Source organism: Streptomyces sp. NPDC001492 (assembly GCF_053597275.1).
Genome location: NZ_JBSFHW010000034.1, coordinates 14271 through 37591, shown reverse-complemented (window position 1 = coordinate 37591; position 23321 = coordinate 14271). Strand labels below are relative to the sequence as shown.

The 23321-nt window shown below is 68.6% G+C and carries 25 protein-coding genes and 2 pseudogenes; 19 read left to right on the top strand and 8 right to left on the bottom strand.

Annotated elements, in window-relative coordinates:
- Positions 1 to 275: 275 nt before the first annotated feature.
- The 3 genes from ACWC1K_RS34550 to ACWC1K_RS34540 all read left to right on the top strand — a co-directional run bounded on the left by ACWC1K_RS34550 (position 276) and on the right by ACWC1K_RS34540 (position 2821).
- Positions 276 to 1172, top strand: a complete 897-nt coding sequence (locus ACWC1K_RS34550) for an aminoglycoside phosphotransferase family protein (protein WP_450836869.1) — start codon at positions 276 to 278, stop codon at positions 1170 to 1172.
- A gap of 213 nt (positions 1173 to 1385) precedes the next feature.
- Positions 1386 to 2237, top strand: coding sequence for a hypothetical protein (locus ACWC1K_RS34545; protein WP_450836868.1), 852 nt, complete (start codon positions 1386 to 1388; stop codon positions 2235 to 2237).
- A gap of 50 nt (positions 2238 to 2287) precedes the next feature.
- Positions 2288 to 2821, top strand: a complete 534-nt coding sequence (locus ACWC1K_RS34540) for an AAA family ATPase (protein WP_450836934.1) — start codon at positions 2288 to 2290, stop codon at positions 2819 to 2821.
- 63 nt (positions 2822 to 2884) lie between these two features.
- Here ACWC1K_RS34540 and ACWC1K_RS34535 read toward each other — a convergent pair whose 3' ends face one another.
- Both ACWC1K_RS34535 and ACWC1K_RS34530 read right to left on the bottom strand, forming a co-directional pair.
- Positions 2885 to 3259 carry a hypothetical protein gene (locus ACWC1K_RS34535; protein ID WP_450836867.1) on the bottom strand — a complete coding sequence of 125 codons (375 nt, stop codon included), beginning with the start codon at positions 3257 to 3259 and terminating at the stop codon, positions 2885 to 2887.
- Positions 3260 to 4234: 975 nt separating this feature from the next.
- Positions 4235 to 5065, bottom strand: a complete 831-nt coding sequence (locus tag ACWC1K_RS34530; protein ID WP_450836866.1) for an oxidoreductase — start codon at positions 5063 to 5065, stop codon at positions 4235 to 4237.
- A 91-nt stretch (positions 5066 to 5156) separates the two neighbouring features.
- On the opposite strand from ACWC1K_RS34530, the gene ACWC1K_RS34525 reads away from it, so the two are divergent.
- The gene (locus tag ACWC1K_RS34525; protein WP_450836865.1) at positions 5157 to 5735 is read left to right on the top strand and encodes a TetR family transcriptional regulator; all 579 of its coding nucleotides are present in this window, start codon (positions 5157 to 5159) and stop codon (positions 5733 to 5735) included.
- 295 nt (positions 5736 to 6030) lie between these two features.
- On the opposite strand, the gene ACWC1K_RS34520 is transcribed toward ACWC1K_RS34525, so the two are convergent.
- Positions 6031 to 6192 (bottom strand): hypothetical protein, encoded by a 162-nt coding sequence (locus ACWC1K_RS34520; protein ID WP_450836864.1) that lies wholly within the window; start codon positions 6190 to 6192, stop codon positions 6031 to 6033.
- A gap of 87 nt (positions 6193 to 6279) precedes the next feature.
- Between ACWC1K_RS34520 and ACWC1K_RS34515 the strand changes: the two genes are divergently transcribed.
- The 4 genes from ACWC1K_RS34515 (at position 6280) to ACWC1K_RS34500 (ending at position 9697) form a co-directional block, all read left to right on the top strand.
- The gene (locus ACWC1K_RS34515) at positions 6280 to 6438 is read left to right on the top strand and encodes a hypothetical protein (protein ID WP_450836863.1); all 159 of its coding nucleotides are present in this window, start codon (positions 6280 to 6282) and stop codon (positions 6436 to 6438) included.
- Positions 6439 to 6797: 359 nt separating this feature from the next.
- Positions 6798 to 7229, top strand: coding sequence for a hypothetical protein (locus ACWC1K_RS34510; protein WP_450836862.1), 432 nt, complete (start codon positions 6798 to 6800; stop codon positions 7227 to 7229).
- 114 nt (positions 7230 to 7343) lie between these two features.
- On the top strand, positions 7344 to 8459 hold the full coding sequence (locus ACWC1K_RS34505) for a pyridoxal-phosphate dependent enzyme (protein ID WP_450836861.1): 1116 nt from the start codon (positions 7344 to 7346) through the stop codon (positions 8457 to 8459).
- Complete coding sequence (locus ACWC1K_RS34500; RefSeq protein ID WP_450836860.1) at positions 8456 to 9697, top strand: MDR family MFS transporter; 1242 nt, start codon at positions 8456 to 8458, stop codon at positions 9695 to 9697. Before ACWC1K_RS34505 ends, ACWC1K_RS34500 begins: the two co-directional genes overlap by 4 nt.
- A gap of 654 nt (positions 9698 to 10351) precedes the next feature.
- On the opposite strand, the gene ACWC1K_RS34495 is transcribed toward ACWC1K_RS34500, so the two are convergent.
- Together ACWC1K_RS34495 and ACWC1K_RS34490 are read right to left on the bottom strand one after the other, a co-directional pair.
- Positions 10352 to 10561: a peptidoglycan-binding domain-containing protein gene (locus ACWC1K_RS34495; RefSeq protein WP_450836859.1), complete on the bottom strand. Its 210-nt coding sequence runs from the start codon at positions 10559 to 10561 to the stop codon at positions 10352 to 10354.
- A gap of 1236 nt (positions 10562 to 11797) precedes the next feature.
- A pseudogene (locus ACWC1K_RS34490) lies at positions 11798 to 11911 on the bottom strand (mycothiol transferase); the annotation flags it as partial.
- A gap of 184 nt (positions 11912 to 12095) precedes the next feature.
- Between ACWC1K_RS34490 and ACWC1K_RS34485 the strand changes: the two are divergent.
- Complete coding sequence (locus ACWC1K_RS34485; RefSeq protein ID WP_450836858.1) at positions 12096 to 12659, top strand: DinB family protein; 564 nt, start codon at positions 12096 to 12098, stop codon at positions 12657 to 12659.
- A gap of 750 nt (positions 12660 to 13409) precedes the next feature.
- On the opposite strand, the gene ACWC1K_RS34480 is transcribed toward ACWC1K_RS34485, so the two are convergent.
- Both ACWC1K_RS34480 and ACWC1K_RS34475 read right to left on the bottom strand, forming a co-directional pair.
- On the bottom strand, positions 13410 to 13970 hold the full coding sequence (locus ACWC1K_RS34480) for a hypothetical protein (RefSeq protein WP_450836857.1): 561 nt from the start codon (positions 13968 to 13970) through the stop codon (positions 13410 to 13412).
- A 58-nt stretch (positions 13971 to 14028) separates the two neighbouring features.
- A protein-coding gene (locus tag ACWC1K_RS34475) for an IS5 family transposase (protein ID WP_450836856.1) occupies positions 14029 to 14831 on the bottom strand; the annotation gives its coding sequence in 2 pieces (ribosomal slippage) (positions 14029 to 14483 and positions 14483 to 14831; 804 coding nt in all).
- Between the two features lie 80 nt (positions 14832 to 14911).
- On the opposite strand from ACWC1K_RS34475, the gene ACWC1K_RS34470 reads away from it, so the two are divergent.
- From ACWC1K_RS34470 to ACWC1K_RS34460, 3 genes and pseudogenes are all read left to right on the top strand, one after another.
- On the top strand, positions 14912 to 15880 hold the full coding sequence (locus tag ACWC1K_RS34470) for a GNAT family N-acetyltransferase (RefSeq protein ID WP_450836855.1): 969 nt from the start codon (positions 14912 to 14914) through the stop codon (positions 15878 to 15880).
- Positions 15841 to 15966 (top strand): annotated as a pseudogene (locus ACWC1K_RS34465) (hypothetical protein); the annotation flags it as partial. The gene ACWC1K_RS34470 and the pseudogene ACWC1K_RS34465, both read left to right, overlap by 40 nt.
- Positions 15967 to 16108: 142 nt before the next feature.
- Positions 16109 to 16660, top strand: coding sequence for a hypothetical protein (locus ACWC1K_RS34460; protein WP_450836939.1), 552 nt, complete (start codon positions 16109 to 16111; stop codon positions 16658 to 16660).
- A gap of 193 nt (positions 16661 to 16853) precedes the next feature.
- Here the strand turns inward: ACWC1K_RS34460 and ACWC1K_RS34455 are convergent, their stop codons facing one another.
- Entirely contained in the window at positions 16854 to 17138 is a 285-nt protein-coding gene (locus ACWC1K_RS34455) for a hypothetical protein (protein ID WP_450836854.1), read from the bottom strand.
- 422 nt (positions 17139 to 17560) lie between these two features.
- Between ACWC1K_RS34455 and ACWC1K_RS34450 the strand changes: the two genes are divergently transcribed.
- The 7 genes from ACWC1K_RS34450 to ACWC1K_RS34420 all read left to right on the top strand — a co-directional run bounded on the left by ACWC1K_RS34450 (position 17561) and on the right by ACWC1K_RS34420 (position 23246).
- Positions 17561 to 17776 carry a hypothetical protein gene (locus ACWC1K_RS34450; RefSeq protein ID WP_450836853.1) on the top strand — a complete coding sequence of 72 codons (216 nt, stop codon included), beginning with the start codon at positions 17561 to 17563 and terminating at the stop codon, positions 17774 to 17776.
- Between the two features lie 460 nt (positions 17777 to 18236).
- A complete protein-coding gene (locus ACWC1K_RS34445; RefSeq protein WP_450836852.1) occupies positions 18237 to 18572 on the top strand; it encodes a hypothetical protein in 336 nt (111 codons plus the stop codon).
- A 392-nt stretch (positions 18573 to 18964) separates the two neighbouring features.
- Entirely contained in the window at positions 18965 to 19939 is a 975-nt protein-coding gene (locus ACWC1K_RS34440) for a helix-turn-helix domain-containing protein (protein WP_450836851.1), read from the top strand.
- A gap of 213 nt (positions 19940 to 20152) precedes the next feature.
- On the top strand, positions 20153 to 20536 hold the full coding sequence (locus ACWC1K_RS34435; RefSeq protein WP_450836850.1) for a hypothetical protein: 384 nt from the start codon (positions 20153 to 20155) through the stop codon (positions 20534 to 20536).
- Between the two features lie 537 nt (positions 20537 to 21073).
- Positions 21074 to 21280, top strand: coding sequence for a DUF397 domain-containing protein (locus ACWC1K_RS34430; protein WP_450836849.1), 207 nt, complete (start codon positions 21074 to 21076; stop codon positions 21278 to 21280).
- A gap of 778 nt (positions 21281 to 22058) precedes the next feature.
- A complete protein-coding gene (locus tag ACWC1K_RS34425; protein ID WP_450836848.1) occupies positions 22059 to 22295 on the top strand; it encodes a hypothetical protein in 237 nt (78 codons plus the stop codon).
- A 183-nt stretch (positions 22296 to 22478) separates the two neighbouring features.
- Positions 22479 to 23246, top strand: coding sequence for a CPCC family cysteine-rich protein (locus tag ACWC1K_RS34420; RefSeq protein WP_450836847.1), 768 nt, complete (start codon positions 22479 to 22481; stop codon positions 23244 to 23246).
- Positions 23247 to 23321: the final 75 nt, after the last annotated feature.

The following is a 23321-nucleotide window of genomic DNA, read 5'->3' as shown; positions in this document are numbered from 1 at the left end:
GCCTCCGTACCAACGCCACGCATGGTCCAGCGCGATGGCCAGCGTCTCCCGCTCCCGCTCGGTCATCGCCACCCCATCGCAGAGGGCCGGTCGTAGTCCAGGCTGGAAGAGTGGCCCAGCCGGGTTACTGACCTGCGGCGTCTCAGTTGCATGGCCAATCGGCCAGCGAGTGGCCATCGGCCGTGAGATTCGGCCACGGAATGACAGAGGAACCACAGCGAGATGTTCCGGAGGGTGAGAGTCGCTCCCCTGCCACCTCGATACTGTGACTTCGCATGAACCACTCCGAGATCGAGATCACCGCAGACCTGGTCCGGGACCTGCTGCAGGAGCAGCATCCGGACCTCGCTGGGCTGGCCATCCGCGAGGTGGCGGGCGGATGGGGCAACCAAATGTGGCGCCTCGGGGACGAGTTGGCCGTGCGCATGCAGCGCATGGACCCGACCCCGGAGCTCCAGCTCAAGGAGCGGCGGTGGCTACCCGTGCTGGCACCGCGCCTGCCGCTCCCAGTGCCGACCCCGGTGCGGTTCGGCGAACCGTCCGAGCGCTTCCCGAAGCACTGGACCGTGATGACGTGGGTTCGCGGCGAACCGCTGGACCACTGCTCGATCAGCCGCGGGGCCCACGCGGCCGACACGCTGGCGGGCTTCCTCCGGGCGCTCCATGTGGAGGCGCCCGCCGAGGCGCCGATCGCTACGGACCGCGGCGCCCATCCCAGGAACTGCACTGACGGCTTCGAGAATTTCCTCCAGGCAGTTGCCCTCGACGACATCGCTGCCGATGTCCGGGCTGTCTGGGACGACGCCGTTGCGGCCGGCGCGTGGGAGGGCCCGCCGGTGTGGGTGCACGGTGACCTCCATCCCGCGAACGTCGTCGTCTCGGACGGAACACTCTCGGGCATCGTCGACTTCGGTGACATGTTTGCCGGCGACCCGGCGTGGGACCTCGCCGCCGCGTGGGTGCTGCTACCCGCGGGCACGGCCTCACGGTTCTTCGACACGTATGCGCATGCAGACGAGGCGGCGATCCGGCGCGCCCGCGGGTTGGCAGCTATGAAGAGCCTCTTCCTCATACTCATGGGGCAGAGTGGAGACCGGGGCCTTCCCGGCGGCAAGCCGCACTGGGGACCTGCAGGTCGGGCGGCGCTTGATCGTGTTCTGAAGGGCGTTTGATGTGCGCTTCTTCGGTCATGGTCGGGTTTCATGTGGCAGAGGGTCCCTTGGACCGAAGCGCCTCCATCCGCTCTCCCGCCAGCGCGCAAACCAAGCCAGTGAGCCGGATGCGCTGCCCGCCCACCCCCTTACGCCTCTCAAACGGTCGGCTTCAGAGAGGTGCGGCGCCGAAAATGCCAGCGAGACCCACAGTCCGGGGGAGACGATGTCCCCATGGACGCCACCAACACCGAGTCTCCGGCAGACGACTGGTCACCGGCGGACAACCCGTACGCGATCGCTGTGTCGGAAGCTCGGTGGGCACGCGAAGACGTCGTTCTGTCCGTCCAGCGCATGCATGCCGGCTCTGAGGGGATCGGTTGGTGCGACTCGCGTCAGATCGACGCCCGGCATCTCTGTAATGCCCTGCGTCAGCTGCTGACAGCAGCGACGTCGGAGCTCGACGCGCTGGAAGAGCTGGGCATCGACCCGGCTGTCGTGCAGCACCTGGTGGAGGCCTGCCGGCGGTTCCAGAAGCAGCTGCCCGGCGTGAAGGACATGCGTGACGGTCTGGCCCACTTCGAGGACTGGTCCCGTGGCAGGGGCCGAGGCCCACAGAAGGAACGCGTCAAGGCAGGGGAGATCCCTCGAGACGTGGCCCGTCACTTCTGGGGCTTCGGCTACGACCCGGCAACCGACACGGTGACCATGGGGCCGTACAGCATCAACGCCACCACAGCGGTCCGGGCTGCCTCCGAACTGTTCAACGCGATCTACGCTGCCGCCCGCGAGGTCGACCGGAGGGCTACGGCCGAACGACGCGCCGCCGTACTCAACGCCCTCAGCACGGCCGGCATTGCCCACGGACCCGGGGAGGCCGTGCTCGTCTCCGCCGGGAACGACATGAAGGTGTGGCTGTCCCTCGCCCTGCCGGTCCTCCCCGACGAGCGCGCCCGCGCCGAACTGGCCCAGCGCACGGTCACCGCGCTCGCCGACGCGGGGCTCAATCTCACGTCTGTGATCGAGCACGTCAACGCGGCCCCGAGGGACCGACTCGCTCGTGGAGAGATGCTGATGATCGCGTGAGCCAAGGGCCCAAGGCGGTGTCACCGGTGGTCGATAACGTGAGCGCCGTGATGGTGGGAACCGACAACACCCGGCTGGTCGTACTGCGCGGCAACAGCGCCTCAGGAAAGTCGTCCGTCGCGGCCGGCCTCCGCGACAGGTTCGGCCGTGGCCTGGCCCTGGTCGCCCAGGACAACCTCCGCCGCACCGTGCTGCGCGAGCGCGACAGGCCTGGCGCCGCGAACATCGGCTTGATCGACCTGACGGCCCGCTACGCCCTCGATGCCGGGTATCACGTCGTGGTCGAGGGCATCCTCTACTCCGACCACTACGGCGACATGCTCGCGCAGTTGCGCGCCGACCACCGCGGCCCGAGCCACGGCTTCTACCTGGACGTGCCGTTCGACGAGACCCTCGCCCGGCACGCCACCAAGCCGATCGCCGACGACGTCAACGAGAGGCAACTGCGCGACTGGTATCGGCCGCGCGATCTGCTGCCCGGCGGCATCGAGACCATCGTCGGCGTCGACAGTGCCCTGCACGAGACCATCGACCGCATCATGCTCGATACCGGCCTGGCCCATCTGCCCGCACTGGACCGCTGACCAGGACACCGTTGCGTCAGGCGTGCCGGTGCTGCGCCGTCGGCGTCATCTGCTGACGAGTCGTCACGGTCGGTTCAGGACGACCGAGTTGATCGGAGTCAGGTTGTAGACAGCGAACTCGTTCAGCTCAATGGTGATTGTGCAGTCGACGCCGTTGTAGCCGTTGCACAACTGGGCGGTGGCGTTGGCGCTGCCGTACTGGTTGTTGAGTACATAGTGGTTGCCGAACTGGTTGCTGAGATCGTGGGCGCCGTAGCTGTAGAAGATGTTCGTCGGCGAGCTCGTGTGGATGTCCGCCCCTTCGGGATAGATACACACCGCCCCGCCCGGGCAGCCGTACACGGTCCTGTCGCTCGCGTGCGCCGAGCCGCTGCCGGCTGCTGCTATCGCGGCCGTGGCAAGTGCCAGCGCGGCGGCGCCGCGTGTGATCCTGCGCATCGTGGTGTCCCTCCGTTTTACGGCCGATCTCCGTCGGCCGTCACCACCGGTACTCGGCGCATGCCGGGCCGGTCCTTCTTCGACGCGCGCCGGGCCGTGGCCTGCACGTCAGCAGATTCCGCACCCTTCACATGTGACGGGTCGGGGCCTGTCGTCGTCGCACCAACCCTCCGACGGCTGCACCGCCCCGTCTATGAATTCGATCGAGTTCGAAGCGCTGGCGCTGAGCCTGCATCAATGTGACCGCTACCCCGGTGATGAGAGATTCCAGACACGGGTGAGCCGTTTGCGGCCCAGTGCGCCACGTTGGCCTTCTCCTCTCGATGAGACCGGTCGGCTTCGCTACGTCCGTGAGGCCATACGGTGGCGAGCAAGACTCGCGGCGCCGGCGGGATCGCCCTGGCCGTCGTACCGTACGCGTACACCAGACGGCTGATCGTGACCGTGCCGATCGCGGGGTCGTAGGCCTGACCGAGCATCAACTCAGGGGCCTTGCCCGCTTCGACGTCCAAGGGTGCGCTCGACCAGCTCACTCCGCTCCTGGCCGGGAAATCTCGCCCCTCGGAGGATCACGGTCAACAGCGTGCTGCCCGGCACCATGTGGCTCGGGGAGTCGCAAGAGGTCGCCGACGTGGGCGTCTTCCTCGCCACCGACCAGGCCCGCTGGATCACCGGCCTCTCTCGATGCCACCAGCGGCAGCCTCCTCGGACAGCAGCCCGCAGGGCGCCGTTCTCGCGGTCCGTGACGGCGGAGACGACTGCCGCTTCGCCTGCCGCGGATCCCGCCCCACCCCAGCCGCCCGTCTGCTCGGTCCCCGTTCGTCTCATCCCTCATCCGCGCTCGCCGAAGTGAGGAGGTGGGCGAAGCGCAACAAGGCCCGTCGGTGAGCGCCGGGCAACGGCCGGAGTATGAGAGCCGGGGCGAAACTTGCCCCTGGCTCTCGTGGTTCACCATTGCTCCGTGGTGCGGCTTCGTCAGCGCGCGAGGCCGACTGCTCGGGAGATGACCGTGTCGTAGGCGCGATCGGGCAGGATCCGGCGCAGGGCGATGAGGGGGCGGGCGCCGAAGCCTTTGACATAGCGGGTCTTGGGACGGCGTGCGGTGACCGCCTTGCCGATGGCGTCGGCGATGACGGAGGGCGGCGAGTTGCGGTTGGCGTTTGCCTCGGAGCGCAGGGAGGAGGCGACGGCGCCGGCCTGGGCGGCGTAGGCGCCGTCGGTGGAGGACTTCTCCAGCTTGTCGGCGGCGATGCCGCCCCATTCCGTGGCGATGCCGCCGGGCTCGATGACGACGACGTCGATGCCAAAGGGCTTGGCCTCCACACGAAGGCAGTCGCTCAAGGCTTCGAGGGCGAATTTGGTGCCGTGGTACCAGCCGCCGAGCGGGGTGTGGACCTTGCCGCCCATCGAGGTGATGTTCACGACGGTGCCGGAGCGCTGGGCGCGCATGTGGGGGAGGGCGAGCTGGATCAGGCGGATCGCGCCGAAGACGTTGACCTCGAACTGGTAGCGGGCCTCGTCCAGCGGGACGTCCTCGAGGGCGCCGTAGGAGCCGTAGCCGGCGTTGTTGACGAGCACGTCGATGCGGCCCGCCTCGGCGATGATCTTCTCGATGCCGGTCTGCATGGAGGTGTCGTCGGTGACGTCCATGGCCAGGGGGCGGATGCCTTGGCCGGCGAGGCTGTGCAGCCGGTCGGTGCGGCGGGCGGCTCCGTAGACGGTGTAGCCGAGGCCTTGGAGCTTGAGAGCCGTGGCTTCGCCGATGCCCGAGGAGGCACCGGTGACCAGGGCGGTCTTCGTGGGCATGGCTGTTCCTCCGCAAGTAAGATGAACTCTGGTTCAGCATCTATCCTGAACCACGGTTCATGTTGATGCAAGTCGAGATGGAGGCGAGCCCGTGCCCCAGGCCAGGGCGCCGCGCGCTGATGCGGTCCGCAACCGAAAGAAGATCCTGGCCGCGGCCGGTGAGCAGATCGCCAGGCACGGGCCCGAAGCCGGGATGGACGAGATCGCCGCGGCCGCGGGCGTGGCGGTCGGCACGCTGTACCGGCACTTCCCCACCAAGACGGACCTGGTCGCCGCCGTCGTCGCCGAGCACGTCACGCGCGTGGCCGACGACGCGGAAGCCACCCGTGCACGGGTCGCCACTGGCGCCCGTGCACTCGATGAGCTGACAGCGTTCCTCGGCCGCCTCATCGAGGCGTCCGTGACCGACCGGGCGATCAAGGCGGCTGCACAGACCCTGGGAGCGGAACCCGGTGACCGCACCGACGAAGACCGTGCCGGGGCAGCCGTCACGGCCCTCATCCATGCAGGCCAGGCAGACGGTGACATCCATCCAGACGTCACCGTCGACGACATCTACCTGCTGTTCTCCACCGCTCCCACCGACCAGCCGCCGCCGGCCCGCGCCCGCTGGCTCACCCTCGTCTCCACGGGTCTGACCACCGCCCGAGCAGCGACTGCGGTCAGGTAGCGCCGCCTGCCCGGCGTCGCCGCCCGCGCCTGCCGAGGGAGGTTCTTGAGGGGTGGCAAGGTGTCGATGCAGGCTGTGTCCTGGCTCTGGCGGTGGCACGGAGGGCTCCAGTGCGTCACCTGACGACAAACGGCCAGGAAGGTCCTGAGTCGTTACGGAGCCCGCAGCGGGCGCTGTTGCTCGCACACGGGTCTGTGGCATCCGACAGCCTGTCAGGTCGATGGAGCCTCCACTCTGACGGTCAGCAGCTGTTCCGGTTGAGCGGCCATGGCATGTGAGCGCGGCAGCGAGGGGCTCACTTCCTCAGTGCGGGCAGCAGTTGACTGAGTACCAACTCCGCCGTCGCGTCGGCCGTCTCATGAGGGCGTGACGTGAGACGGATGAGCAGGGCGTTGGTGTGATAGGCGCCGACCTCGGAGGGGAGGGAGGGACGCCCCGTGCTCGTATGTACCGGCATGCCACGGATTACGTTCCGCTCGCACATGGGTCATTCACCCTCGCCTGCGACCTGGAGCTCTCGGGGCCTGCCTTGGAGGAGCTCACCGTGTCGGCCTTCACCCCCAAGCGATCTCAACCGGACGATCAGGAATGGGTTTTCCGCGCCGGCGAGGGCGATCCGAGGAAATTCACCTGGTACAACGTGACACCCAATCAGACAACGATCGTGAGCTGGCGGCGCCAGTCCTCCCGCTCCGGCATGTGATGCCGCCGGCAGAGTGGTCGCGTGCGTCCATGGGAAGGCCTGCCACCACGCGCCGCGGAAGAACCTGCGGTGGCGGTGAGGACAGCGTGACCATATGGCGTGGGTCCTTGCCCCTGCCGGGACCCTCAGGGCAAAGCCTCCCTGGTGATGAGGCTTCTTGGACATTCCCAGTGTCGCTCCACCAGGCCGCAGACAACGGGCGCCTCACACGTCCACTGACGTGGGAACGCAAAGCGAGGATTTCGACTGCGGCAGCCCGTCGGCTCGGCGACTCACGGCCCTCGTGACAGGGGCACCATTCGGGCGACGCACGCCGCCTACGACATGACTAACCGTCACCGGGAGATTACCGTGTGCCTGTGATCGAGTCGTGGGTCAGCAGGGGCGGGAGCGCCGGGCGTTCCCGTCGCGCCGGACTGCTGATCGGGCTGATCGTGGTCATCGCCGCCCATCTCACCGGCTCAGCGCACGCCTGCTCGTTCGCCGGGGCGGACGTGAGTGCTGTCGCGACGCACGAGGTCCGGCAAGCCGCGGACGAAGGCGACGACCCGGGCTCGACGACACCGCTTCCCGGCCCTCACCACGCGGCGGATGGCCACGTCGACCATGCGGCGGACCGGCCGCGCGCGGACTTCGCCGTCGCCGGGCCTGGCGGCGATGCCGCCGGGCCCCCTCTGCCCGCCGTATCGAGGGGGCACTTCGTGCACGCCGGGTGGCGCAGCCCGCCCGGCGTTTCCCGTTCCTGCGACAGCGGCTCCGCGCTCGCGCTCCTCTGCGTCCTGCGGCAGTAGGGCCGCGCCCGCGCGCCCGGACCCGCTCCACGGGTCGGGGCGTGCCCGCGCGCCATGCCCACTCGCACTCCCCCCGGCCTCCCACGATGCCGGGGGCGAAGGAGCCGTATGCACATGCACCTCTCTCTACTCGAACCCCTTGGGACGCACGCCCCCCGACCCGTGATCGCCCGATGCCCCGCCCAACTCGTCGGCGACACCCCGATCCTGTGGGTGGACGAGCCCTTCTCTCCGCCTGGCCGCGGCTTCCACGCCAAACTGGAGGGCGCCAACCCCGGAGGCATCAAGGACCGTCCCGCCCTGCACATGGTCCGTGAAGCCCGTCGGCGCGGGGACCTCGCGCCGGGCGCGCCGATCGTCGAGTCCTCCAGCGGCACGCTCGGCCTGGGCCTCGCCCTGGCCGGGCTGACCTACGGGCACTCGGTGACGATCGTGACCGACCCGGGCATGGAGCCGCCGGTGGCGCGGTTGCTCACCGCGCTCGGCGCACGGGTCGACCAGGTCAACGAACCGCTCCCCGAGGGCGGCTGGCAGGAGGCACGCCGCGAACGCGTCGCCGAACTGCTGTCCCGCACCCCGAGGGCGTACTGCCCGGACCAGTACCACAATCCCGACAACGTCGCCGCCTACCGGCCCCTCGCAGCCGAGTTGAGCGCCCAGCTCGGCTGGGTCGACGTGCTGGTGACCGCGGTCGGTACGGGAGGGCACTCCGCCGGCGTTTCCTCCGTGCTGCGGAAGACCTTCCCCCGGCTGACGCTCATCGGGGTCGACGCGGTCGGCTCGGTGATCTTCGGTCAGCCGGGCGGACCGCGGCTGATGCGCGGCCTGGGGTCCAGCATCCACCCGGACAACGTCGACTACGCGGCCTTCGCCGAGGTCCACTGGGTGGCCCCGGCGGAGGCGGTCTGGGCCTGCCGCCAACTCGCCCGCCACCACTACGTCTCCGGCGGCTGGAGCGTGGGGGCGGTGGCCCTCGTGGCCGGGTGGGCGGCGCGCACGTACCCCGCAGGGACGCGTATTGCCGCGATCTTCCCGGACGGCCCGTACCGCTACCTGGATACCGTCTACGACGACGCCTGGTGCCGCGATCACGGACTGCTTGGCCAGACACCGCCGCACGAGCCCGAGGAGATCGCCGAGCCGGACGCGTACACGGTGGCGCGGTGGACGCGGTGCGACCGGGTCCGAGATCCGCTCGGCCGGGACCTGGCGAAGGCCGCTGCCCGATGAGGCGGCTACGGGCTCAGTTGGCCTCCTTCGACCGCCCGGCACGGCTGCTGATGGTGAACCAGTTCGCCATCAACCTCGGCTTCTACATGCTCATGCCCTACCTGGCCGACCATCTCGCCCACGGCCTCGGTCTCGCGGCCTGGGCGGTCGGACTGGTGCTGGGCGTGCGGAACCTCTCCCAGCAGGGCATGTTCCTCGTCGGCGGCACGCTCGCCGACCGCTGCGGCTGCAAGCCGATGATCCTGGCCGGCTGCGCGCTGCGGACGGTTGCCTTCGGACTGCTGGCAGTGGCGAACTCCCTCCCCGCGCTGGTTGCGGCCTCGGCTCTGACAGGTCTGGCGGGAGCGCTGTTCAACCCGGCCGTACGGGCGTATCTGGCGGCGGACGCGGGGCAGGAGCGCCGGGTGGAGGCGTTCGCAGCCTTCAACGTCTTCTACCAGGCGGGCATCCTCGTCGGCCCGCTCGCTGGACTGGCCCTGCTGGCCTGGGACTTCGGCGCGGTGTGCACGGCCGCGGCGCTCATCTTCGGCGCCTTGGCCGTCTTCCAGGCCCGCGCCCTGCCCGCCGGCCCCCCGGCCGACCGTGGTGCCGAGCCGGTCTGGCGGGCAGTGGCCGCCGACTGGCGTACGATCGCCGCGAACCGGCCCTTCCTGCTCTTCGCCGCCGCGATGAGCGGCTCGTACGTCCTGGCCTTCCAGGTCTACCTCGCCCTCCCCCTGCGCGCCCGGGAACTGTTCGGCGGGCGCACCGGATTGGTGACCGGCGTGATCTTCGCGGTCTCCGCGCTGGCCGCGCTGTCGGGACAGCTGGAGCTGACCGCGTGGGCGAAGCAGAACCTGCCAGGACCGCAGGCCATCGTGTACGGGCTCGTGGTGATGGGGGCGGCCTTCCTGCCCCTGCTGCCAGGTTTGTACGACGCCTGGGCCGGGGCGGGAGCGCTGATGGTCTGCGCGGCTCTGCTGGCCTGGGGCGGGGCGCTGCTCTACCCCTTCGAGATGGACACCGTCGTACGGCTCTCCGGGGACCGGCTCGTCGCCACGTACTACGGCGCCTACAACACCGCCTCCGGCATCGCGATCTCCCTGGGCAATCTGGCGGTCGGGGCACTGTTCGACACAGGGGTGCGGTGGCTGCCGTGGGCGGTACTGGCCGCGATCGGTCCCGGGTGCGCCGGACTGGTGGCATGGCTGCACCGGGCCGGGCACCTGGCGGCGCAGCCGGTGCCGGTGCCTGGGTGAGGTACCTCTGCCCGGTCTCCGGACGTTCGGCGGTTCGTCCGCGGTGGGTGGGGCCCCGGCGACGGCTGTGACGACGCTCGGCGCTGCCGAGCCAGTGGTTTCTGAGGTGGGGTGTTCTGGCCGCTGTTACCCGGGCACTGTCGGGGAGGTCGCGTCTCGTTGATCAACGGCCCATTGGCCCGGGCCAGTTGTCACGGGCGGTCGCACACCCTCGGCCTGTCTCAGCATGCCGACTCCCGGAGCGGCACTGATGCTGCTGGAGGGAGCGTTCGGAGAAGGAGCTGTCCGATGCCGAGCGGTCCCGGCTGATCGACGCGTTCAACGCGATCAACCAGTCCGGTGTGCCGGGGAGGTTCGTGGCCGTCCATGCCGACATGAACCACCATCAGCACCGCATGTCGCCCACAGACAACCTTGGAGCCCAGCGCTTCCTGCCCTGACGTCCGGAACTCCTGGAGCGGGTGGAGACGGCACTGCGCCGGATTCACACCGACGTCACCATCCCCTACCGGGACTGGACAGCCGACCATCGTCGACCGGCGCCCGGCGCCCGGCGTGTCGGCGCCGCGTCGGCGGCGGTCGTGTGGGCCGAGTCGTCAGGGCGGGACGCCGTGCCCGACCCACTCGCGGGGGTACCTCTGCGCCGGGTGCCGGTCAGCTGCGCAGGTAGTCCCAGGTGTGGCTGCGGACCATGCCGTCTGCGCCCCCGGTGATGTGGTGGTGGCTCTGGAGCCACGTGACTGCCCTGCGGGCCTGAGGGTGAGGGCCGAAGCTGCCGTCGAAGGACAGCGTGATCGGGTAGTCCGTGTGCACGTTGATGACGTCCTGGATCTCCCTGACGGCAGCAGCGTTGGAGCCAGTCACTGACGCGCCCTCGATCACCTTGCGGTGGCAAGGCAGCGAGCGCGCGCTTCGCAGCCCGAGCCTCAGGTAAGGCAGATTTGAATCCAGAGGGCGGTGCAGTTGGCCAAGTCGCCCTCAGGGCTCGGTTGGGCACCCACGGCATTTGTAGTCAGATTCGTCGCGGACGCCATGGCCACGGCGGATGCGGTCGTCGCCGAACCTGCCGCAAGAGCAAGACCCAGGGCAGCAACGACCGCGACTCGTGAAATGACCTTCATGTGACCAACCCTCTGTCTGCTGTTCATGCGCATTACGATGCATACCCTTGTGGCCAATGTCGCGCCGAGCGTGGCTGAACGGGTGTCACACTCCTGGGGCGAGGGGCCGGTTGTAGGGGACCACCGCATCTTGATTTCTACGGGTCGTGGGGCCGTGCATGACCGATGGAGACGGGGACTGGAAGCTCCGGCTGGGGGGCGGGCGGCCAACACCTGAGAGCGGGCAGTCGCTCGGTGAGGCAGCCGGGCGACAGGTCACGCACCCCGCCCCCGTACGGTTCGGCAAGCGGGCACAGCGCCGTGCGGGCCGACGGCGTGATCGGCGCTGTTTCCAGAGCCTGGCGCGTCCGCCGGTGACATTCGACGATCATCGCCTCCACCGCGTCGACGGCGCCCGTCCTGACGAGGACGTGTCGCACGCGAGCGGCGCCTTCCTCACCCAGACCGCGTAGGCCGACAAGCTGATCAAGAAGGGCCTACTGTCGTGTGGCAGTGTGCTCACGCGCGATGGCCGGCCGCAGGGTGAAATTGCGGTCCGCAGACCTTCCACCACCGACTGCCCGATCTGACGGGGCGCGCCGAAGACGCCGAGCAGCCATCACGCAGTTGGAGAGACTCTGCGGTCGGCAGAGCATCAGCGCTCAACGCCGCCTGCAGCCGCCGCCCGCTCCCGCGAGGGCTGCACCGACTTGCAGAGGTCGCACGAGGGTGCACTTCGCCGTCTTGTGGCGCGCCATCCGCAACGCCATCTCGATTTCGGCATACGGCCGCCGCGGCGGTCAGGTAGAGGTACTGCCCGCGCACGAGCTCGGAGTGCATCGGATCGATGTGCGGAAGGGCCGCGGCCAGTTGCGCCGGTTGCAGTCCGGCGGCGGTGCGCAGGAGTTCGTCGGACCAGGCCAGAGCCAGATCCCCGGCGAGGATGGCGGCCCCGACCCCGACCCGTCCTTTCTCCGGGCCCGTTGCGGCCTGGCGCGTACTACTCGCCTGTTGCCCCATCGAGGAGCTCTCGGGCGACGTCGAGCTGGCGGAGGTGGCGGGCGTACTCCTGGAGCAGGTGGAAGAGGATTCGTCCGAGGGTGACATGCGGGTCAGTGCATCCAGCCCAGCCAGCCGGGGTGTTCATGTCGAAAGGCCGCTCTCGGCGGCGCGACGGGAAGGCACATCAGCCCCCAGTGCCATCTCCCTGGTGCGGTACGGTCTCGCGGCCCACGGCCGGCGACGGCGTCCGCGAGAGGCGCAGCCAGGTCTGTCTGTGTTGTATGTAGTGTGCGGAGATGACAAGAAGCGAGCGGCTCGCGGAGCAGTTGGACTGGTACTGGCACAAGAACCTGCGGCCACGGCTGGACGGTCTTACCGATGAGGAGTACCTCTGGGAGCCGGTGCCCGGCTGCTGGAGCATCCGCCCGCGTGGCACGTCCCCCGCACCGATGTCGGCAGGTGCGGGGGAGTGGACGTTGGACTTCGCGTCCCCGGACCCTGTGCCGGCCCCGGTGACCACGATTGCCTGGCGGCTGGCGCACATCATCGTCTCGTGCCTGGGCTATCGGGTCGGATGGTACTTCGGTGGCCAGGACATCGACTCCGAGACATTCGCCTACGCCGGGACCGCTGACGAGGCCCTGAAACAGCTCGATGATATGTACGGGAGATGGAACGCGGGGGTCCGCGAACTCTCGGACGCTGACCTGGACAATCCGCCCCCGGTGGGTCCTGAGCGGTTTCCCATGGAGAACCGGGTCCTGCACGTCAACAGAGAGCTGATCCATCACGGCGCCGAAATTTCCCTGCTGCGCGACCTCTACCGCTGGCAGGACGGAGCCGTGCCGCGCCGCATATGAATGTGTCACCAGAGGACGAACAGAGTGGTTCGCTTCCTTTCCGGTGGTGGTGAGCTTTCGGGTGGGAGTGGCCTTGAAGCCGGTACTGACCACGGGTCATCCGGGTCGCCGTCCAAGCCGAGGAAGCCGAGATCGGCCGGGACGTCAAGGCCGACGGTGCCGGGTGGGACGGGATGCGGTCACGGGCGGTGGCGGTGATGTCGTGAGTGAGGCCCGGCCGAGCCGCAGAGATCCAGATCAGACGGCCCCGTTCGTCGGTGAGGGCGAGGACAGCGGGTGGGTGCGATACCACGAGGAGAACAGGTGGACTGCCCGGTGTGCGGGCGGTCGTGGACGGTGAGGGAGAGCGGTCGAAGGCGGCGGGGTACTGCTCGGACCGTTGCGGGGTACGTGCCTGCCGCCAGCGGCGGGCGTCGCGGAGCGCTGTTTCGGAAACGCTATGGCCGAACGCCTCGCGCATACCTCAAGTGGAGCGCACGATCGGCTGGCCCATGAACGCCCGCCGCGACGCACGCGACTACGAACGCCTCCCACAGCCCTCCGAAGCCCACCTGAACTGGGCACTCGTCACCACGATGACCCGACGCCCCACCCGCAATAGCCCGCGAACCAGCCAGTGGACGAGTAGAACTCGTGACTGATCAGGAGCAGCTAGGTCCCGTGGCTGAAAGGCATCGGCCCCGTCGCGGCGACAGCGCATCTCCGAGTAAGACGATGTCTTGATTGGCGAACTGGGATACGTGCACTGCCCTACGGATCTTGGTCGGGTGCCGTGATCCCGAGGTCGATACGCATGACGTGGCGCATTCTCCACAGGGGATCCCAGAGCTTGTCGAAGCTTTCCCGCGCGGTGTCCAGGCTCTCGCCCTCTCGGGCGGTGCCTCCGTCGAGTCGCATCAACAGGCCGTAAAGTTCGCCGAGATGACGGTTAGCCGTGCTGGCTTCCTCCGCCACGCCGTCGGGAAGCACCATCTGGGCCTCGGCGTGACGCAAGCGATGGTCGCGGCGTGCCCGGTCCAGATCTGACCGCAGCTCCTTGGTCACCTCGCCCCTCTCCAGGGCATGGATGACCTGTGTCATCACGTTGGCCAAGTCACGACTGCCGGCGCTGAGAGTGGCGTAGCACGTGCGCCGCGCCTCAAACTGCGCCTGGCGCGTGGCGTACTCGCGTTCATCTTCCTGGAGTTGTCTCGTGTGCTCCAACTCGCGGGCCCTGGCGCGGTCGGCGCCCCGCTGTGTGATGACGGCGGCCGCGAGCGTGCCGCCGACACCTATAACCGCGATCACGATCTGGCTGATGGCGCTGTCCAAATTGCCTCCCCGAATGCGATGGGCTCGCCGGGACTGTACTTGCTGCCGGGCGTTCTCCTCAGCGGACGGAGCGCCTGTAGCAGATGAGGGCGCTGGCGAGGCCGACGAAGGCCAGAAAGTGCTCGTCCTTGCGCTCATAACGGCGGTGCAGGCGGCGGCAGCCGCCCAGCCAGGACAGGGTGTGCTCGATCACCCAGCGATGCCGCCCGAGCTTGTTGGAGGTCTCCACACCGCGGCGGGCGATGCGCGGCACGATCTGCCTGCGTCGCAGCCAGTGACGCAGGTGGTCGAAGTCGTAGCCCTTGTCCGCGTGGAGCCGGTCCGGGCGGCGGCGCCGGGGACCGCGGCGCGAGCGGATCGGAGGAATGCCGCGCATCAGCGGTATGAGGGCCTGGCTGTCGTGCACGTTGGCGGCGGAGATCCCCACGGAGATCGGCAGGCCGTTGCGGTCACAGATGACGTGGATCTTCGCCCCGTTCTTGCCGCGATCGGTCGGATTCGGTCCCGTCAAGGACCCCCTTTGACGGCGCGGACGCTGATCGAGTCGATCGCGCAACGCGACCAGTCCACATTGCCCTTGGCACCGAGCTGGTCCAGCAGGACCCGGTGCAGCTTGGCCCACACCCGAGCAGCGGACCAGTCAGTGAAGCGCCGGTGCACCGTCTGCGCAGAGGCGCCGAAGACCGGAGGCAGCTGCCGCCAGGTGCAGCCTGTAGTCGCCACGAAGACGATCCCGGCCAGCACTGCACGGTCATCGCACCGCCGCCGGCCCCCGCCCTGCGGGCGCAGTGGCGCCGGCGGCACCACGCCCTGGAACAGCTCCCACAACCCGTCCGGCACCAGCCGCTCAACTATGCCCATGCCCACAACAACGAGCTACCGCCAACTGAGACATCGTCTAAAGCGCCGCCCCGAGCCGAGTACGTCCGGGATCATGAACCATGCTCCCGGACGCCTGGCACCTCACCGAAGACATCGACGACTTCCTCGCCCGCGCCGGAGACTTTCTCCGCTCGCGCCCCGCTCTGCACAACACGCCACTCACCACGCTGGCAAAGTGGCGAACTCGACCGGGCGCATTCACTCCAGGAGCCGTCCTCTTCGGCCGGCTGGAGTCGGGGGGCGAGACCCAAGCGGTCTTCTACCGCCCGCCGACCCGCCGGCTGACCCTCACTCCACTCTCCCCCGAGCGGGCCGACACCCTCGCCGCCTCACTGACCGGCCTCGGCCACACCCTCGCCGGCGTCACCGCGGACCATGACACCGCCACCGCATTCGCCGAAGCCTGGCAGCGGCACACCGGCGCGACGCCCACACTCCGCGTCCGGATGCACCTCTACCGCCTCGACACCCTCACCCCGCCCGACCCGTACCCGGACGGTCACAGCCGCCCGGTCGGCGAGCAGGACCGCGACCACCTCATGCGCTGGTGCCGTGGTCTCGCCGCCGATCTCGGCGAGAACGTCACCATCGACGCTGCCTCCTGGGCCGGCACCCGCTTCGCCGAGAAGACCTACACCTTCTGGGAGACCCCCGACGGCACCCCCGTCTCCATGGCGGGCCTGAACCCGATGATCGCCGGGATGGTCCGGGTAGACCCCGTCTACACCCCGGCTCACCTCCGCGGACGCGGCTACGCGGCGGCCGTGACCGCAGAGGTGAGCCGGGCCGCACGCGCCGCAGGCGCCACAGAGGTCGTTCTCTTCACAGACGCGGGCAACCCCACGAGCAACGCCCTCTACCAGCGCCTCGGATACCGCCGGATCGCCGACTGGGCCCCGTACGACTTCGCCGACGCCAAACCGGAGCCAGCTGGAGAGCAGGAGCCTGACAGGCACAGACAACACCGCACCATCCCCGGGAGTCAGGCTTGTACGGACTCCGGCACCACCCGGAATACGCCCGCCTGAACCTCGGGTGGCTGGAGGCCGGTAGACGGCACTCGACACGAGCGGTCCCTACGGCGTTCGGGGAGAGGCTGACGGCTGTTCAACAGGTCCAGTGGATGAACGTCTGCCTGGGGGTACACAAGGGCGCCCTGTGTGGCGGGGTGGCCATCAAGTGTCTCGACTTTATGGGCAGTTCGTGGGCGAATGGGACGCGGGCGCAGATCCGGTCGCACACAGGGGCCGCCCACCATGGAGTGGCGGCTGCGGCAGGGCGGCGCGGGCTGTGCCGGACAGGGGGCGGGCATGCGACGGGTGGTGGTGGCGGCGGTGTGTGTGGCGGTGGGGAGTGGGCTGCTCGCCGGGTGCACTCCGCCGCAGAAGCAGTTGATTGCGGTCTGGCTGGACGGGCACGGGCAGCCGGTTGCGCGGGTGCGCCCGTGCGGCGACGACCGGGCGAGCGGTGCGGAGTTGCGCTCGTGGGTGACCGACGCTACTGGCTTGGCCGACTATCCGGGCGACGGCTGGCGGTCTCGGATTCCCGAGGGGTTCGGCGATACGACGTTCCCCCTGTTCGCCCCGCCGAGCTCCTGGCGGGTGCGGTGGAGCGGGCCTCAGAGGATGGTGCGGGGCCGGTCGTACAACCTGTCCTTCACGGTGCATGACGATGACTCCACGAAGTACTCCTCGGAGCTTGTTTTCTCCGGCTCCGATCTGACCGCTCTCAAGCCCGGCGAGGTCTGGGCGGGGGATCAGCCGATGAGCCGGGGCGACTGGGACGACCTGGTAGGTGACCAGTGCTGAGCCGCGGCGAGTCGTCAGTCACGGGGGACCGACGTGATGGTGAGGACGCCCCGCCGGCCCGGTTCGCGGAAGGGCGGGGGCCTTCTGCCAGGAAGTGTTTGAGGTGTGGTCACAGTGACCGCCAGATCAACGTGAGTTGGACGGCCGCCTTGTAGCGACCATCCACGGGCTTGATCGGCGCCTCAAGCCCGTGTCAGGACGTGGTCCCCCCTGTCTCTGTTTCGTCATTCGAGCCGTACATCTCGACCAGCAGCCGCCGACGCGCTGCCGCCAGGCGCTCGTCATAGTCGGGCATGAAGATCTCAGCGAGGGCCGTTTCCAGCACCCCGGAGATCGCGTAGATCGGAGACCAGACTGCACGGTCCGTCTTCAACAGGACATCCAGCACGTCGGACTGGTGCATCGTTTGATGGAGCCAGTGCGACAGCACAAGAGCCTGATCCCGCGTGAACTTGACGGTTATCGGTTCCTCAGCCACGGGGGAACGGTAATCGGTACACCCGCTGACTGCTCAGGTGGGACGGGTGGGGGGCACTGCGACGGGTCACATCAGACTCCACGAGCACATCTCAAACACTTCCCAGGGGTCTCACACGTCCCAGGCCGGGCTCCGCCCCTCGTCGACAGCTGTGGCGAGCCGCTCATCGTGTGACGTCGAGCAGCGGTTTGGGGCCCGCGGCAGCAGGGGTGACCGTCTGCCGTGTCGACTCCGGACAGTGCGGCGTGAACACCGTTGTGTTTGCACCCAGTTGGCCGTTGCCGAATGCGGACAGATCCGGGTGAACAGTGCCTGTCGGGGTGCCATCTCATGGGGTGCGGCGAAACGACCGATGCGGCCGGTCGCTCTCCGGGAGCAGGAGGAGGTGCCGCGTTCTGACAGACCATGGGGGAGCTTTCATCATGACCACGCACCATGCCCGCCGTACCACCGGTTCCGCCGCCGCCCCGGCTGCCGTCACCGCAGCGCTGGCCCTGGGTCTGACCGCCTGTGGCGCCGCCGGGGGCTCGGGCGGCGACCACACCGCCGACACCACGCAGAGCCGGTCCGCGTCGAGCGGAGACGGCAAGGGCAGCGCGGAGCGGGCCAAAGGCGGTGGTGACAGCCGGGAGGGGTGAGACCGGCGCCCGTCTCGAGCGGGACGGACGAGTCCGGGAGCAAGGGCACACCGACCGGGCCCAGCCGCCGAAGAAGGACACCCTGGGCGGCGACAAGCAGATCACGCTACGACCCGGAGGCCCAGGAAGCCGTACGACTTCTGACGGCCCGTCGGCCAGGTTCGTCAGTTGCTGCGCGAACGCCCGGATCTCGCAGCGGCGGCCGCGAACCTTGTCGAGGATCATGGAATGATCGCTTCGGTTCGCTCCCGGCTGCGTGAACTCGCCCGCAAGGCTGTCGAATCGTGTGGCCCAGCCCTGGAACCGAGTTGCGCCCTCGGAGAGACCTCCTCACGGCGGCCTTCGCCGAGGAGGACGTGCGGCTCGAAGCGGTGTACCTGAGCGATCACGCGCTGTTGATCGCCGTCGGCCGCCCCATCACTGCGGTGCATACGGGAGAAGTCAGCCCGCGCCGTATTCGGTGCGTGTTCGGCTGCCCAGCCGGGACATACAACTCGCTTTCCCCATCGCGGTTTCCTCCACCGGCAGCCAGGACGACAGCCGGCACCACAGGTGGCTGGCGCAGCGTAACGCCCACGGGCAGACGCTGCGCGCCGCGCTGCTGTTGCTGCGTGACACCCACGGCATCGACGTCCGCATCCACTTCCGCGCCCTGCCGTTCACCCCCAGGGCCAAGCTGTACCTCGTCAACCATGCCGAGGCCCTCTTCTCCTACTGCTGGTTTCGGGGGTCCGACGCGCCCCCATGGCTCTGGGTCTTCCCGGCCGAGGACGGACCGACCGGCACCGTCAGGTGACTGCGGCCCTGTACCGCTTGGGTCTGCGCTCCTCAAGCCAGGGCCGATCCGGGGAGGTTCATGCGGCAACGCGAATGTGCTGAGTTCCTGATGGCATGTCGGGGGCCGCTGACCGGCGGGTGTGATGCCGGTGGGGGCGGGGGTGTGTACCGGTCGGGCCGCGAGGATGCGGTGTGGGAGATTTTCGGGTGTGTGATCCGATACGGTGTCACGCACCGTGTTCGCACGGTTTCTGTGTCAGCGTGTTGTGCGAGATTGCATGGTGGACCCTTGCTGGTTGCGGTTGCCTGCCCGGAGCGGTGCTGGTGGGCTGATGCTGCGTGGTGAGATCCGCCGATTCGCTAGGACTGGTGGGACGATATGACGATCTGCTACCTTGCATATAGCATCGTGTGGGATGGGAGGTGCGCATCGTGAGCACGCCAAGTCCTGCCATTCAGCGTCTTCGGTTGCGGACAGAATTGCGCAATGCCCGCACGCGGGCGAATCTGACGCAGCGTGAAGTGGCCGCGAAGATGGACTGGCATCCCTCGAAGCTGATCAGGATCGAGGCCGGTGAGGTCGCGGTGACGGTCAACGATCTGAAGGCGTTGCTGGCCGAGTACGGAGTGTCGGACCGCCGCAGGTCGGATCAGCTGCTGCAGCTGGCCCGGGGCAGCAGGAAGCTGCCGTTCAGCGAGTACCGCGACATCTACGGCAAGGAGTTCTTGTCGTTTCTGGCGCTGGAGTCGTCCGCGTCGGTCATCCGCGGGTTCCACTACTACGTGGTGCCGGGCCTGTTCCAGACCGAGGAGTACATGCGGGCGATGCTCACGGACACGCAGTGGGAGGCGGGCACCTCGGCGGAGCTGGACCGCAAGGTCGAGGCCCGGCTGGCCCGGCAGGACATCCTCGAGGGCGACGAGGGCCCGCAGCTGTTCATGATCCTGGACGAGTCCGTCATCCGCCGCCGGGTGGGCGGGCCGAGGGTGATGAGAGCGCAGATGTTGCGGCTGGCGGAGCTGGCCGACCACCCGCGTATCAAGCTGCAGATTCTGCCCTTCAGCATCGGCGCCCACCGCGGCCTGCTGGGCCCCTTCACGCATTTCGAGTTCGCCGAGGAGGGCATGCCGGACTCGCTGTATCTGGAGAATCCGCGCGCGGAGACCTACGCCAGCAACGACCCCGAGGAGACCGGCCGGTTCCTGCAGGCCTTCTGGGAGCTGGAGGACGTGGCCCTGGCCGACCACATGAGCCTGCGGCTGCGTCAGGTCGCCGAGCACGTCGGCGACGTCAGCGCCGACCTTCACATCCCTGATCCCGACGCGGGCACCGACACCAACCCCGGCACGGGCGCCGATGGCGGGCAGGGTGATGCCCCGTCATGACTCCCGCCTGACGGCCGCATGCGGCACCCCCCGCCCGCCGCATGCCGGGCCCACGGGCCGGCAGCCGGCCGTCAGGATGCTCGTCTTTGAGGAACGGCGCCGCCCGCAGCCACCGCACGGCTGCGGTCTTAACGACTGACCACGTCTGGGGTGTGGGATGGACACAACGGGGCGCTCACCGGCCGCCGCCGGGGCCGAGTAGGGGGTGAGACCATGGCACGGCGTGAACCCGCCGGCGTGGACACCTGGGTCCGCCTGTGCAACGAGATCGTTCATCACGTCCTGAATGACCGGACGCGCACCGTGCATCTGCTGTGGGTGATCACCATCCCGCCGGCCGTGCTGGGTGGCGTGTGTCTGGTCTTCGTCGAGGTGCTCATCCCCCACCCCGCCGGATGGCTCAGCGTGGCCGGCTGCGGCGTGGGCGCCATGGTCACCGCCCGGCTGCGGGCCTGGCTGCGCGGCCGCTCGCTCAGTGCCGCACCCGCTCCAACGGCCCGCTCCCGTCCCGACGCACTGAGTCCGCCCGCACCCGACGAGGAGCCGGCCCCAGACGCTGCACCACAGCAGCCCCCCACCAGCCCGCTGCTCCCGTGACCACCACGGCCACCGCCACACCCCAGGCTGCGGTGCCGGACAGGCGGGTGGCGGCGTAGCCGGCGCCGTACGCCAGGATCCCTGCCGCCAGCGCATACAGGGACCACACCACACGCGGCGCACGCAGCCGTTGAGTGAGCGTCGAACGCGTCATGGACCGTCCCCTTATAAGCCCCGGCTCAGGCCGCCCAGTCTAGCCGCGCTGGATGTCCCCGTCCGCCCCGCCGTAGCCAGCACACGCCATAACACGTCAACTTCACCCGCCGCACGAACCTCATCCATCCCGCCACCGACCAGGCCCACAACCCGCCTTCCCCCCATCCGCCAGCACACGTGATCATGGCAGAAACCACCGTATTCGCATTCCCTGCAGCCGTTGTTATCCTGGCGTAACGTGCTGTGGCCAGTGCCGCACGTGATGGCTCTCAGGCAAGCGGGGGACGGCGGGACGGGCCTATCCGGCCCGTGAAAGGCTTGCGCTGCAAGCAAGTTGCCCGCGCCCGCCCCCCGGCGGGTGATGCGACAGGAGGCACGCTGGTGCTCAAGCCGCGGGCATGGCACAAAAGCAGCTTCAGCGAAAACATCAACTGCCTGGAAATGGCGCTCACCGACACCCAGGTGATGATCCGGGACTCCTTTCGCACCCCCGGCGCGATCCTCACCTTCACCCCGGCCCCCTGGCAGCACTTCATCACCCACCTCACCCGCCCGCTGGCCACCGAGACCCCCGCACCTCGCCCCTGAACACGGGCTGCGCTACCCCGCGCCGAGGACGTACACGATCCCTCGAAGCAGCCTGAACGCGCCGCCGCGCGCGTACAGTTCAGCGTCCGACGGCAGCCAGGCCCTGGGCCGGTCTCAGCCGATGCTGCCAACAATGCCGGGCATGCCCGGGGGGCCCGACGAGGAAGTCAACGGATTCCCATCTGCCGTCATGGTGTCTGTGGCCGTGGAAGACGGTGGCAGGTGGTGATGCCGCACGTGGTCTCGAAGGGCAGCACCGACGCAGGCGGCGGCGTCCTGCAGAGTCCATACAGTCGGACCAGGACCACGCAGGTGGTTTCCCATGGGTGGCCCCCGACTGTCGGTTACCGGTCTTGACCGCGCTGTCGCGGTCCTTCAGGCCCGTCTGCCGACCGGTGCCATCCTCGACCACGCTCTTGATCAGCGTTTTGATGATGGTGGCGGCGGTCTTCGGAGACATCGCATCCTTGCACGAGGTCCCTCGGCGTGCAGGGTGGCCTGCGGGAGCGTCAGGTCCCTGGCATGGCGGCTGAGGCAGCGCTCGGAAGCCGCCTAGACGCCGAAGGACTGCTCTCCGAACGGCACGATGTTGAGGCCGGGCTGGTGGTCGCGGGCCTTGCCGCGAGTTGCCGAGTTCACTCGTTGGCGGTGTTCCTCGTGCGCGCACCCCGCAGGCCAGCCATGGTGGAGGAGACCGGACCCGGGACGTGTACCTGTATCTGCACGGCCACGCCTGGGACGCAAGCGTGCATGTGCGGGAATTCAGGAAGGAATCGAGTTGTCCAGAAAGTTCGCGGTTATCACGGCAGTCGTCCTCAGTGCTTTTTGCGGTAGTGCAGGAGTTGCCTCCGCCGACACGAACACGGTCATCACCGGTGGAGACGGCTTCTCGTCATCCACGGTCACCGTCAACGCCCCTCAGCAGGCCCTGATCCTCTCGAACGGCAAGCCCCTCATCGACCTCCACTGCCTCGGCGCCGGCGCGCCGAGCGACCACTACGCGGCGTGTGAGTAGGCGCCGACCTGACGATATTCGTTGCCGATTACGGGACGCTCGAATCATCGGGCTGTCTTCCCTCACCACCCGGCCGGCGTGAGGCCCCCATCGGGCGGCGGATCCCACGGGGACAGAACGTCTCCGGGGAGTTCCTGAAAGGCGCTGCGTACAAGCTGGGCAGCGGCAAGGCGATCGGGGCCGATGGCGAGTTCGACGATCCAGTCCGGGGCGGGCGGGTGTCGCCGCCGGCCCTGTTCCTGCTCGGCTTTCCTCTGCCGGACGGGGTCGATCTTGTGGTCGGATCCGCTGCAGTCACATGGCGTGCCGCACCCGGAGCGTGCGCATGCGCTCCAGGTCAGGGAAGCAGATCGTCGAACACTGTCATCCTCGGTTCTTTCACTACGACGGAGCACCGTGGTGTGCCAGTGGCTGCGACGAAGGTCCTGGTCTTGGGTCCGGTGGCGCACGACAGCTTGCGAGCTTGGCGCCGAAGCCCGGGGGAGACCCGCACTATGCGGATCTCCTGCTCAACTCCCCGGAAACCAGTTGGCCTTCGCGGTGGGGTCGGACAGGATGACGGGCGTGATCCTGAAGTACCCCTGCGTGTGTTGCGGCTGTCTGACCATGGACGAGCCGCCGGGCTCGTATGAGATTTGTCCGGTGTGTTTCTGGGAGGACGACGCTGTCCAGCTTCGCTGGCCGGACTACTCAGGCGGAGCGAATCGGCCTTCGCTGATCGAGGCTCAGGAGAACTACCAGGCTTTCGGAGCCTGCGAGGAACGGTCCGTGGAGCACGTCCGTCCGCCCAAGGACGACGAACCGATGGACCCGAGCTGGCGCCCCATCGATCCCGATCGTGACCGCTTCGAGCCCAGAGGTACTGAGCTGGCAGCGTGGCCCAGCGATCGCACTGCCCTCTACTGGTGGCGCTGTCGGAGCACGGATTTTCGGCGTCTCGGCGACGGATGATGCCGTCACCCGGCCTGTTGGTCGAGGCGGGCTTGGAGGTCGTCGAACATCTCCTCGGGACGATCCGGCCCCTGG